This is a genomic window from Pseudomonas sp. GZD-209, from assembly GCF_049310485.1.
In the GTDB taxonomy this organism is placed as follows: Bacteria; Pseudomonadota; Gammaproteobacteria; order Pseudomonadales; family Pseudomonadaceae; genus Aquipseudomonas; species Aquipseudomonas sichuanensis.
Genome location: NZ_JBMOWQ010000163.1, coordinates 24932 through 35240, shown reverse-complemented (window position 1 = coordinate 35240; position 10309 = coordinate 24932). Strand labels below are relative to the sequence as shown.

The 10309-nt window shown below is 62.8% G+C and carries 15 protein-coding genes; 7 read left to right on the top strand and 8 right to left on the bottom strand.

All coding sequences use genetic code 11. The annotated features are described in order from the left end of the window. The first annotated feature begins 52 nt into the window (after window positions 1-52). The 3 genes from ACO6VM_RS18750 (at window position 53) to ACO6VM_RS18740 (ending at window position 2481) form a co-directional block, all read left to right on the top strand. Window positions 53-1303, top strand: coding sequence for an IS256 family transposase (locus tag ACO6VM_RS18750; protein ID WP_401061024.1), 1251 nt, complete (start codon window positions 53-55; stop codon window positions 1301-1303). Between the two features lie 512 nt (window positions 1304-1815). Next, on the top strand, window positions 1816-2061 hold the full coding sequence (locus tag ACO6VM_RS18745; RefSeq protein ID WP_401056595.1) for a hypothetical protein: 246 nt from the start codon (window positions 1816-1818) through the stop codon (window positions 2059-2061). Between the two features lie 150 nt (window positions 2062-2211). Beyond that, window positions 2212-2481: a DUF3077 domain-containing protein gene (locus ACO6VM_RS18740; protein WP_401056596.1), complete on the top strand. Its 270-nt coding sequence runs from the start codon at window positions 2212-2214 to the stop codon at window positions 2479-2481. Between the two features lie 211 nt (window positions 2482-2692). Here the strand turns inward: ACO6VM_RS18740 and ACO6VM_RS18735 are convergent, their stop codons facing one another. Beyond that, entirely contained in the window at window positions 2693-2950 is a 258-nt protein-coding gene (locus tag ACO6VM_RS18735; RefSeq protein WP_347148552.1) for a DUF2790 domain-containing protein, read from the bottom strand. A gap of 339 nt (window positions 2951-3289) precedes the next feature. Between ACO6VM_RS18735 and ACO6VM_RS18730 the strand changes: the two genes are divergently transcribed. Further along, window positions 3290-3658, top strand: a complete 369-nt coding sequence (locus ACO6VM_RS18730; protein ID WP_401056782.1) for a GNAT family N-acetyltransferase — start codon at window positions 3290-3292, stop codon at window positions 3656-3658. On the opposite strand, the gene def is transcribed toward ACO6VM_RS18730, so the two are convergent. The 3 genes from def to ACO6VM_RS18715 form a co-directional block, all read right to left on the bottom strand. Beyond that, a complete protein-coding gene (gene def, locus ACO6VM_RS18725; protein ID WP_401056598.1) occupies window positions 3613-4149 on the bottom strand; it encodes a peptide deformylase in 537 nt (178 codons plus the stop codon). The genes ACO6VM_RS18730 and def overlap by 46 nt on opposite strands. Then, window positions 4146-5105, bottom strand: a complete 960-nt coding sequence (locus tag ACO6VM_RS18720; protein WP_347148555.1) for a YihY/virulence factor BrkB family protein — start codon at window positions 5103-5105, stop codon at window positions 4146-4148. Before ACO6VM_RS18720 ends, def begins: the two co-directional genes overlap by 4 nt. A gap of 183 nt (window positions 5106-5288) precedes the next feature. Further along, the gene (locus ACO6VM_RS18715) at window positions 5289-5468 is read right to left on the bottom strand and encodes a CsbD family protein (RefSeq protein WP_125465105.1); all 180 of its coding nucleotides are present in this window, start codon (window positions 5466-5468) and stop codon (window positions 5289-5291) included. Between the two features lie 242 nt (window positions 5469-5710). Between ACO6VM_RS18715 and ACO6VM_RS18710 the strand changes: the two genes are divergently transcribed. Together ACO6VM_RS18710 and ACO6VM_RS18705 are read left to right on the top strand one after the other, a co-directional pair. After that, window positions 5711-7219, top strand: coding sequence for a NosD domain-containing protein (locus ACO6VM_RS18710; protein ID WP_422403630.1), 1509 nt, complete (start codon window positions 5711-5713; stop codon window positions 7217-7219). Window positions 7220-7330: 111 nt separating this feature from the next. Beyond that, window positions 7331-7561: a YheU family protein gene (locus ACO6VM_RS18705; protein ID WP_125466238.1), complete on the top strand. Its 231-nt coding sequence runs from the start codon at window positions 7331-7333 to the stop codon at window positions 7559-7561. Window positions 7562-7575: 14 nt separating this feature from the next. On the opposite strand, the gene csrA is transcribed toward ACO6VM_RS18705, so the two are convergent. After that, window positions 7576-7758 carry a carbon storage regulator CsrA gene (gene csrA, locus ACO6VM_RS18700; RefSeq protein ID WP_390967950.1) on the bottom strand — a complete coding sequence of 61 codons (183 nt, stop codon included), beginning with the start codon at window positions 7756-7758 and terminating at the stop codon, window positions 7576-7578. Between the two features lie 124 nt (window positions 7759-7882). Further along, a complete protein-coding gene (locus tag ACO6VM_RS18695; RefSeq protein ID WP_401056602.1) occupies window positions 7883-8698 on the bottom strand; it encodes an SDR family oxidoreductase in 816 nt (271 codons plus the stop codon). Window positions 8699-8927: 229 nt separating this feature from the next. Here ACO6VM_RS18695 and ACO6VM_RS18690 point away from each other — a divergent pair, with 229 nt between their 5' ends. After that, entirely contained in the window at window positions 8928-9080 is a 153-nt protein-coding gene (locus ACO6VM_RS18690) for a DUF3309 family protein (protein ID WP_110996334.1), read from the top strand. A 1-nt stretch (window position 9081) separates the two neighbouring features. Here the strand turns inward: ACO6VM_RS18690 and ACO6VM_RS18685 are convergent, their stop codons facing one another. Then, a complete protein-coding gene (locus ACO6VM_RS18685; protein ID WP_422403629.1) occupies window positions 9082-9507 on the bottom strand; it encodes an EAL domain-containing protein in 426 nt (141 codons plus the stop codon). Continuing rightward, window positions 9443-10300: an EAL domain-containing protein gene (locus ACO6VM_RS18680; RefSeq protein ID WP_422403628.1), complete on the bottom strand. Its 858-nt coding sequence runs from the start codon at window positions 10298-10300 to the stop codon at window positions 9443-9445. The genes ACO6VM_RS18685 and ACO6VM_RS18680 overlap by 65 nt, the downstream gene beginning before the upstream one ends. Window positions 10301-10309 lie beyond the last annotated feature (9 nt).

Genomic DNA, 10309 nt, shown 5'->3' with positions numbered 1-10309 from the left:
GAGGGTGTCAGAAATTTTGTGTTCGGGCATACCATGAGTAAGAGGTGCATGTATGCCAACCAAAAAGAAACCGCTTCGAGAGTTACCGAAGGTCCCGAAAGAGCTGCTTGAACAGTTTTCCGCGACCCCGCTGATGACCGCCGAGGCCATTGAGGAGGCCTCTGCCGCCTTCAAGAAAGCACTGATCGAGCGAGCCCTGAACGCCGAACTTGGTCATCACCTGGGCTATCCTCCGGGCGCGCAGCGCCCAGAGGATGAGACCAACCAGCGCAATGGCACGAGTGGCAAGACTGTGCTGACAGGCGATGGCCCGCTACGGCTGGATATCCCTCGGGACCGTGACGGCAGCTTCTCGCCCATTCTGATCCCCAAGCATGAGCGCCGTTACACCGGATTCGATGACAAAATCATCGCCATGTACGCCCGTGGAATGACGGTCAGAGAGATACGGGCCTTCCTGTCCGAGCAGTATGGAACCGACGTTTCACCCGATTTCATCAGCTCTGTGACAGACGAGGTCATGGAAGAGATTGGCGCGTGGCAGCAGCGGCCACTGGAGCCGATGTACCCGGTCATTTTCTTCGATGCGCTGCGGGTGAAGATCCGCGAAGAAGGCCTGGTGCGCAATAAGGCCATTTACCTGGCGCTGGGCGTTCTTCCCGACGGGACGCGCGATATCCTGGGCATCTGGATCGAGAACACCGAGGGTGCAAAGTTCTGGATGAAGGTCTTTAACGATCTCAAGAAGCGTGGCGTCGAGGACGTGCTGATTGCCGTGACCGACGGCCTCAAAGGCATGCCAGAAGCCCTCAGCGCAGTATTTCCAGAGACGACGTTGCAGACATGCATCGTGCACCTGATCCGCAACAGCCTGGACTATGCGGCGTGGGACAAGCGTCGAGAGCTGGCCAAAGCGCTGAAACCGATTTACCAAGCCATCAATGCCGAAGCGGCTGAGCAAGCACTCGATGAGTTTGAGAGCGGGCCGTGGGGCGAGAAATATCCGACGGTGGTGGCTGCCTGGAGGCGCGCCTGGGATCGAGTGATTCCATTTTTCGTCTTCCCACCGGCCATCAGGAAGGTGATTTACACCACCAACGCCATTGAGAGCATCAATGCTCAGCTACGCAAGATCATCAAGACCCGGGGCCATTTTCCGAACGATGACGCAGCCACCAAACTGATCTGGCTGGGGCTGCGAAACATCACGGCGAATTGGGGCTCGGCGGCGCATGATTGGAAAAGTGCAATGAATCAGTTTGCGATTCTGTACGGAGATCGGTTCATCAGGCCGACCTGGTGAAAATCATGGCCTGCCTAGCGGCAGGCCATTACCGGCCCGAACACAAAAAAACTGACAGTCCCTGCCTGTACGGACCTCATCGCCGGCAAGCCGGCTCCCACAGGTACGCGCCATGCCTGAACCTTGCGCCGCCCACTGTGGGGGCTGGCTTGCCAGCGATGCGCCACGACAGTGGCGCCCTCTTCACTGATTCAATCTTGCCCCCAAGTCTTTAAGACTTTCCCCATTCCCCGTAGTCCATTTCCCAAACATACTCCCAACCCCTTTCAAGCCATTGCGGTGGTCTGAGTCGGCTTTTAGTCTCGGCCGGTCGTTGCAAAATCAACGACCGGCTTTGACAGGCCGACCGAAGTTACCAACGCATCAATTGGCTTTTATGGCGGTTGTGCGTGGGGCACTTTCGAGTGCGCCGGGTTCCTAGCTTCCTCGGTCTGTCAACCCACGTACCGCCGCCACCCTCTTGTTTGACAGCAAATCGTGGTGGCTTCATTTCATGAAGCTGGGAGTTCACCATGTTGAAGATCGTCCCCGATCCACCCCACAACCATCACTCTCTCGAAAACACCCTCATCCAGGCCGCGGAATACGCCTTGTGCGCACAGGCTGTGGCGCAACAGGCCATTTCGGTCCAGCCCAAGCCGCCCGCGTCAATTCTGATCATGGCGTTGATGCATGAGATCGAAGCGCTGCGGGTGCTGCTCGAGTCGGCGTTGATTCAGGTGCAGATGCCGCAGATGGAGCGCCGGGCGTTTCACTAGGCCGTTGGTCATGCGTCGTCTGGGCTGGCGCTATCGCGGGGCAAGCCCGCTCCCACGCCCCCCCAGCCCGCAGCGTTATGCCTGCGTGGGAGCGGGCTTGACCCGCGATAGGGCCCGCCCAGGCACCGATCATTTCAGGGAGAGTGAGCAATGAACACAGACGACACCACGCCCCGCACCACTGTGGGCAAGACCAAGTTCTACCAAGGCGAAGGGATGACCGCTCCGTTGTTCTGCATCGAGCCCGGCATCCCCTGCCAACATGCGCGGGACCAGGCTTCAGAGCTGATGGGCTGCGTGCGCGACCTGACCATCAGTGGGATCACGGAGGAAAAGCCGCAACTGCTGTGGGCATCGTATTGCCTGAGCGCGCTGGCCAAGGCGCTGCTGGATGATGCGCAGTTGGGGATGAATCACTGAGCCTCCACATCTGTTTTGGCTACGGCTCTACGGTGAGAGAGGCGACGCCTGCCTTGGAGCATGACGACGGATTTGCAGCGCTCTCAAGATCGAGCACCGCACACGCGGCGCTTCGCGGGTAAACCCCACACAATGAACTTGCACGTCCACTGTAGGAGCGGCCCTTTCGCGACACAAGGCCGCTCCTACGGGCAGACTTGCAAGTTCAGGCTCAACCCTGCTGGCAACCCTCGCCCATGGCACGGTACTGCAGCGTGTGCACCTGCCCTTGATGATCCTCATAGGTCATGGTGGCGGGTACCACTTCACAGACGTTGGGAATGGTCGACAGGTTGATCACGCGCTTGATGTCGAGGTTGGTGGAGTAGTCATACTGCTCGACCACGGGTTGGCTGGTGGCGGGCTTGGCCTCGTCTGCCAGGGCGAACGAGGACATACCGACCAATGCAAGAATCAGTAGGGCTTTCATGGGCAACGACCTTGATGGCTAGCAAGCTGATCGAGTGACTTCTGATGCCGTCAATGGCGCGGAGAAGTTGTCATCGGCGATGCAGATGACACGAAGTACCGATCCCGCTGTGTCGTACTGCTGGGGGGATGAGGAAAAGTCTACTCCCCGCCTGGAATAGTTGAACCCCGAAGTAGGACAATCACCCTTGCCGGTTTTGCAACAATCTGCGACAAAGCCAGGCCCAGATCGTTACCCGCCATTGCATCGCCTTTGACCATGCCCACACTGACCTTCACTCACCTCCCTCACCTGCAACGCCGCCTGCTGGACCATTTCTACCGCCAGCACGGCTCACGCATGCGCGCCGCCGGCGAGGGCGAGCAGTGGGTAGCGCGCGCAGGCGACATGATCGCAGGGATGAACCTGATAAGCGTGGCGGGCGGCCGCTGGCTGACCGGGCTGTTCGTCGCGCCGGGCTGGCGTTGCCAGCGGGTGGCAGCACGGCTGATTGAAGCAGGCCTGCAAGGCAGTGCTGGGCCCACCTGGCTGTTCTGTGAGCCGCAACTGGCAGCCTTCTATGAGCGTCTGGGCTTCAGCGTTACCGAGCAGTTGCCCGAAGCCCTGGCCTCGCGCCTGGCCCGGTACCGGCGCAGCAAGCCATTGGTGGCGCTGGTGCGCAATCAGTCCTCGGCCACATCAAGCCCGGGGAACAGCACCTCGGTGTAGCCGAACTTGCTGAAATCCTGGATGCGCGAGGGGTAGAGCCGGCCGATCAGGTGGTCGCATTCATGCTGCACCACCCGGGCATGGAAGCCGTCGGCGAAGCGGTTGATCGGGTTGCCCTGCGGGTCGATGCCCGAATAGCTGATGTGCTTGTAACGTGGCACCACACCCCGCAGGCCCGGCACCGACAGGCAGCCTTCCCAACCGTCCTCGACCTCCGTGGCCAGCGGCGTGATCACCGGGTTCAACAGAATGGTCGTGGGCACCGGCTCGGCGTCCGGGTAGCGCTCGCTGCGCTCGAAACCGAAGATCACCAGTTGCAGGTCGATACCAATCTGCGGCGCCGCAAGCCCCACCCCGCCGACATGACGCATGGTCTCGAACATGTCGTCGATCAACTGTTGCAGTTCGGCGCTGCCGATCATCTTGGCGGGCACGGGCGGGGCGATGCGCAGCAGGCGTTCGTCGCCCATCTTGAGGATGTCACGGATCATCGGGTGTTCGACTCGTGGGGGTGAGGTTCGGGTGTCACCGGGTGTTCATGGCCAAGTACGGTGATGGTTTCCTGCGGATTGTCATGGGCAAAGCCCTTCTCGCCAGGGTTCTTGCCCTCGCTCGACATGTGCTCGATCACCGCGTTCATCTCCGCACCCAGCAACAGCACGGCGGCAGAAATGTAGAAGTACAGCAAGAGCACGATGATCGCACCAATGCTGCCGTACATGGCGTTGTAATCGGCGAAGGTCTTCACGTAATAGGCAAAGCCCAATGACGCGATGATCCACACCACCACCGCCAGCACCGAGCCTGGGGTGATGAAGCGAAACTTCTGCTTCACGTCGGGCATCACAAAATAGATCAGCGCCACCGCCACCATCATCAGGATGATGATCGCCGGCCAGCGCAGCACGGTCCAGACGATGACCACCGCCTCCTGCAGGCCCACCTGGGCGGCGATCCACTCCATGACCTGCGGCCCGAGCACCATCAGCGCAGCGGCGGCCAGCAGCATGCCGGCGATGCCGATGGTGTAGATCACCGACAACGGAATCCGCTTCCACAACGGCCGCCCCTCGGGCACGTCATACGCGGCGTTCATCGCGCTCATCATCAGGCGCACGCCCGCCGACGCGGTCCACAGGGCAATCACGATACCCACCGAGAGCAAACCGCCTTTGGATTGCTGCAACTGGTCGATCACCGGGTTGACCTGCTCCAGCGCCTGGGGTGGCAGCACCAGCTCAGACTGCAGGCGCAGCCAGGAGAAGAAATCCGGCAAATGCAGGAAACCGATCAGGGCGATCAGGAACAGCAGGAAGGGGAACAGCGAGAACAGCATCTGGTAGGCCAGCGCGGAGGCGTAAGTGGACATCTCGTCGTCAAGGAACTCCTTGACGGTGCGCACCAGCACGCGGTGCAGGGGCAGGCCGCGCAGGTCGGGGAAAATCATAGCGTCTCCTTTCGCCGCTTGATCGTCTGAGGGTCTGGCTCACGACAGGGGAAGGCCTGTCAATGCAGACAAGTCTAATAGACCCTGCCGCAGCTGTGGTTGCTCAGTGCGCAGGTTAAGAAAAACGCCACACCCGCCCCCACGTCGTGGGAGCGGGCTTGCCCCGCGATCAGCGCTTCAGGGTCATGGCTTCTTCAACGCATCCTTGGCCTTTCCCACTGCCTGCTGCGCCTCGCCCTTGAGCTCCTGGGCCTTGCCTTCGGCGCGCAGCCGATCATTGTCGGTCACCTTGCCGACGCCTTGCTTGATGTTGCCCACGGCCTCGTTGGCCAGACCTTTGGCTTTGTCTTTGGTGCCACTCATGGGATGTCTCCTTGCGCGAAAGACACGGGAAATCGTGCCGACAGTGGGTCGACCCGCGCCCCTCTGCCAGAGTTTCAATCGGTTCGATTGCCGCCAGCCGAACGGCAAACAGCGGGCGAATACCGCACCGATTCACCTGCCACGGCGCCGCGAAGCCGAACGGCTGCCCTAGAATCGCCCCACACAGCCCGCCCGAACACGGCGCGGCGCATAACAACAAACAGTCAGTGGAACCCCGCACCATGCGCTTGATGCCCGCGCTGGCAGCCCTGCTGCCGCTACTCCCCTTGTCCGCCCACGCCGTTGCGCCTGCCCAAATGCAGACGCTGACCGTCAACCGCTATGCCGACGACGGCCAACCCGGCACCCTGCGCTGGGCCATTGAAACCAGCAACCTGAACCCCGGCCACTACCGCATCGATATCGCCGCCGTGGGTAAACCGCCCCATGTGATCCGGCCGGCCCGAGCGTTGCCGGAAATCAAGGGGCCGGTCAGCATCACCGGCCTGGCCTGGGCCCGCGACGGCCAGTACATCACCCTCGATGGCTCGGCTTATATCAAGGACCAGGGCGTACACACCTGCCCTGGCGCCCTGCCCGGCCAGTACGGCACCAATGTGCGCACCACCACCAACCCCGGCCTGGTGCTGCGCGATACCCAAGGCGTGCACCTGCAGGGCCTGGAAGTGCGCAACTTCTGCATCGGCATCCTGGTCAACCGCGCCAGCCACAACGTCATCGAAGACAACCGGATCGTCGCCAACAAGGGCGGCGCCGGCATCATGCTGACCGGCGACGATGGCGCCGGCAACCCGACCGCCACCACCACGAACAACAACAAGGTCCTGCGCAACCAACTGATCGACAACGGCGATGGCCTGGAGCTGACCCGTGGCGCAGCCTTCAACCTGGTGGCCGACAACCTGTTCCGCTCCACCCCGGCCAACCCGGAACCCTCCCAGGGCATCGAGATCCTGCTGGGCAACGACAACAGCGTGGTGCGTAACCGCTTCGAAAATTACTCCGACGGCCTGCAGATCAACTGGGGCAAGCGCAACTACCTGGCCGCCAACACCTTCAGCGGCAACTCCATCGGCGTCAGTGTCACCGGCGAGGGCAATATCCTCGACGGCAACCTGATCCACGGCAACCGCATCGGCGTGGCGCTGCGCCCGGAGCCGGACATCACCGCCACCCGCCTCACCGCCAACCGCATCTGGGGCAACAGCCAGGATATCCGCCGCTGCGAGGCCGGGGGCTCGTGCGTGGCCGACCAGCGCACCGGCGCCATCGTCTTCGGCGTGCCGGCCCAGGCCCACGCGCTGTACGTGGGTTCGCGCGGCATCGGGGCGCAGTTGGCGAAGCAGGACCAGGCCATCATCTGCGACGGCAAGGGCGAACCCAAACCCTGCCAGCCGCTGCCCAACCATAACCAGCAGCCACCGACACTGCTCGCCCTGCAAGGCAATGTGCTGCGCGGCGAGGTGCAGGGGCCGGCATCAAGCCTGCTGCGCGGCGAGGTGCAGGGGCCGGCATCAAGCCTGCTGCGGGTCGAGCTGTTCGGTAATGCCCAGGCTGAGGCGACCGAGGCCGAGCAGTATCTGGGTGAAGTGCTGGTGAACAGCGATGCCAAGGGGCAGGCTCGGTTTGCTCAGGCGCTTGAACAAAGCGAAGGGCTGCAAAGCTTCACCGCGACCGTCACCACCGCTGATGGCGCCACCTCGGCATTGAGCGCAGCGCTGCGCCGTTGAAGCCACGGACCTTATCGCCGGCATGCCGACGATAAGGTCACCCCCCGCCCCAGGCAGCCATTGCCGATTTCACGTAGCATGCGCACATTCCCACCACCACTGCCCATCGCCATGCTGATCCCCTACGAGCAACTCGAAGCCGACACCCTCACCCGCCTGATCGAGGACTTCGTCACCCGCGACGGCACCGACAACGGCGACGACACGCCACTGGAAACCCGTGTGCTGCGGGTGCGCCAGGCGCTGGCCAGGAAACAGGCATTCATCCTGTTCGATTTCGAGAGCGAGCAATGCCAGCTGCTGGCCCGGCATGATGTGCCGCCGGAACTGCTGGCACCCTAGGCCCCAGGCCTTTTTCAGGCCCGCGCTTTCGCCTGCTGCTCCTTGATCCGTTCGTACACCTCCACCCGGTGCACATCGACATGGCGCGGTGCGCTGATGCCGAAGCGCACCTGGCCATTCTCGACCGACACCACCTGGATGCTGATGTCGTCTCCGATGAAAATCACCTCACCCACTTCACGTCCGATTACCAACATGCTCCGATCCTCCAGCCATAGGGAAAACCGGAGACTGCCTTGATGGCTTTCTCCTACTCAATCACTCCAGGGTGAAAGAGACCTAGCCTACCGACGGAGGTAAAAGGTCCTACAAAAATGCGGCTCAACCAGCACTTTTGCCGGCCTTGGCGCGCATCTTGACCGCCATATCGGCCATTTCGTCATACAGCCGCTGGGGCGCCTGGCACTTGAGCTGCCACGCCTGGCGCCCGGATTCATGGGGCAGGATGAGGAACTCGCCGGCGGCCACCTGTGCATGAATGTACTCGGCAATATCGGCAGCGCTGATGGGCGAGCCTTCCAGCAACTTGCCCACCTGGGCTTTCATTGCCGGGGTCGGCCCACGGAACGAATCCAGCAGGTTGGTCTGGAAGAACGACGGGCAGACCACGTGCACCGCCACCCCGACCTGGCGCAGTTCCACCAGCAGGCTTTCCGACAGCGCCAGCACCCCGGCCTTGGCCACGTTGTAGTTGCTCATGCCCGGGCCCTGCATCAGCGCGGCCATGGAGGCAATGTTGATGATCCGTCCGCGGCTGCGTTCGAGCAGCGGCAGGAACGCCTTGCAACCCTTGACCACGCCCATCAGGTTGACCGCGATCTGCCAGTCCCAGTCTTCCAGCGACAGCTCGCTGAAGAAGCCGCCCGAGGCCACCCCCGCGTTGTTGACGATCACGTCGCAGCCCCCCAGACGCTGTTCGCAGGCCTGTGCCAGGGCGGTGAGCTGGCTGTAGTCGCGCACGTCGCAGCGCTGGGCAAAACCGTCGCCACCGGCGGCGCGCACCTGCTCCAGGGTCTCGCGCAGGCCCACCTCGTTGACATCGGCCAACGCCAGCTGCCAGCCCTCACGGGCCCAGCGCAGGGCAATCTCACGGCCCAGGCCGGAACCGGCCCCGGTGATCATCATTCGCTTGTGCATGGTCGCTGCCTTGTCCTGAACAGTGGGAATGCCCGGCAGTCTAGCGACAAGCAGGGCTGCGCCGGTGTCGCATCAGGCAGCTGAATGTGGGGGTATCGGGCGATTCTGGGGGACCGGCCTGCGTGTACCGACAGCCGATTGAATTTTTACCGGCGCGCACTGGTCGGAAATTGTGAGCGGCCAGCATTGTTCCGCGGCCCTTGACCCCCAACCACGCAAGGACTCCGCCATGACCACGATCCTCATCATCATCCTGATCCTGCTGCTGATCGGTGGCTTACCGGTCTTCCCCCACTCGCGCAGCTGGGGCTATGGCCCTTCGGGCATCGTCGGCGTAGTGCTGGTGGTGCTGTTGATCCTGGTGTTGCTGGGGCATATCTGACCTAGCCAGGCGGCACCAGCCGCAGGTCACCGCGCAGGCGCCGCAACAGCGCCTCGCGGTCCAGCGGCAGTGCGAGGTAGTCGCCCTGGGCGCTCTCGCAGCCCATCCCCAGCAAGGCCAGGTGCTGTTCGGCGCTGGATACCCCGACCACCGTCAGGTGCTGTTCGAGGGCCAGCGCCAGGTTCAGGCAATGCTGCACCACTGCACGGCACCTGGCTTCGTGAGGCAGGCCGCGAATGAAGCGCTCGGCCAGTTTGATCCGGGTGAACGGCAGCTGGCACAACAGCTGGCTGCCTGCCTGGTCGCTGCCGAACTCGGCCAGGCTCAGCTCGCAGCCCAGCGCCCGCAGGCGCAGCAAATTCTCAAGCTCCACCACGGTGATGTGGTAGAGGCTGCGCCCGCTCAGCTCGAAGCACAGGTGACGCATATCGACGCATATCGAAGCGCTGCTGGTGCAGCAAGGTGCGAATACGCAACACCAGCGAGCGGTCCAGCAGTTGCGGCCCCTTCAGGCGCAAGGTGATGCGCAACCGGCGCCCCTCGGCCTGCAGTTCGCTGTGCAGCGCCAGGCCCTGCTCAAGCAGGAGCAACGCCAGCTCATCGAGCAAGCCACAACGTTCCACCACAGGCAGGAAGATCTCCGCTGCCAACACCCCCATCAACGGATGGTGCCAGCACGGTATCAGGTCGACGCCCGTGATGCGCCCGTCGCGCAAGTCGAAACTGGGGAGATAGAACGCCGTGAACTGCCCGTCGCGCATGCCGCGGCGCACCCCTTCCTCACCCGGCCAGAGCACCGCCGGGCGAGGTGAGGCGGTATCCGCCGGCAGCGGATTCGGCAAGCACTGGCGCAGCATCTCCACCGACAAGGGTGGGTCCAGGTCGGCGATGAAACGCATGCCTAGCCGCTCCACCAGTTGCTGGACGCCGCGGCGCATGCTCGGGCTCAGGCTGCAGGTCAACAGCACCGCCCCCGCCAACCTGGCCTTGCCCAGCCGGTGGAGGAACTCCAGGGTATCCATGCTGCCGTCGCTCCCGCCCGTCAGGGCACACACCGCCAGATCTACCCGTCCGGCCTGCTGCAGGCACAGCAGGGCTTCATTGGTATCCTGTGCCTGCAACACCTCGGCACACCCCAGGTAACCAAAGGTCTTCACCGCGATCACCCGCTGGAAGCGGTGCTCTTCGACTACCAGCACCCGCAACCCGACTACCTCCATGTTCCACCT

Excerpts from the sequence above, each read along its gene's own strand:
- def (WP_401056598.1), bottom strand. The coding sequence starts at position 4,149 with ATGATCCGTGACATCCTCAAGATGGGCGACGAACGCCTGCTGCGCATC.
- ACO6VM_RS18715 (WP_125465105.1), bottom strand. The coding sequence starts at position 5,468 with ATGAGTGGCACCAAAGACAAAGCCAAAGGTCTGGCCAACGAGGCCGTG.
- ACO6VM_RS18730 (WP_401056782.1), top strand. The coding sequence starts at position 3,290 with ATGCGCGCCGCCGGCGAGGGCGAGCAGTGGGTAGCGCGCGCAGGCGAC.
- ACO6VM_RS18745 (WP_401056595.1), top strand. The coding sequence starts at position 1,816 with ATGTTGAAGATCGTCCCCGATCCACCCCACAACCATCACTCTCTCGAA.
- ACO6VM_RS18720 (WP_347148555.1), bottom strand. The coding sequence starts at position 5,105 with ATGATTTTCCCCGACCTGCGCGGCCTGCCCCTGCACCGCGTGCTGGTG.
- ACO6VM_RS18735 (WP_347148552.1), bottom strand. The coding sequence starts at position 2,950 with ATGAAAGCCCTACTGATTCTTGCATTGGTCGGTATGTCCTCGTTCGCC.
- ACO6VM_RS18695 (WP_401056602.1), bottom strand. The coding sequence starts at position 8,698 with ATGCACAAGCGAATGATGATCACCGGGGCCGGTTCCGGCCTGGGCCGT.
- ACO6VM_RS18705 (WP_125466238.1), top strand. The coding sequence starts at position 7,331 with ATGCTGATCCCCTACGAGCAACTCGAAGCCGACACCCTCACCCGCCTG.
- ACO6VM_RS18750 (WP_401061024.1), top strand. The coding sequence starts at position 53 with ATGCCAACCAAAAAGAAACCGCTTCGAGAGTTACCGAAGGTCCCGAAA.
- ACO6VM_RS18710 (WP_422403630.1), top strand. The coding sequence starts at position 5,711 with ATGCGCTTGATGCCCGCGCTGGCAGCCCTGCTGCCGCTACTCCCCTTG.
- ACO6VM_RS18680 (WP_422403628.1), bottom strand. The coding sequence starts at position 10,300 with ATGGAGGTAGTCGGGTTGCGGGTGCTGGTAGTCGAAGAGCACCGCTTC.
- ACO6VM_RS18740 (WP_401056596.1), top strand. The coding sequence starts at position 2,212 with ATGAACACAGACGACACCACGCCCCGCACCACTGTGGGCAAGACCAAG.
- csrA (WP_390967950.1), bottom strand. The coding sequence starts at position 7,758 with ATGTTGGTAATCGGACGTGAAGTGGGTGAGGTGATTTTCATCGGAGAC.
- ACO6VM_RS18690 (WP_110996334.1), top strand. The coding sequence starts at position 8,928 with ATGACCACGATCCTCATCATCATCCTGATCCTGCTGCTGATCGGTGGC.
- ACO6VM_RS18685 (WP_422403629.1), bottom strand. The coding sequence starts at position 9,507 with ATGCGTCACCTGTGCTTCGAGCTGAGCGGGCGCAGCCTCTACCACATC.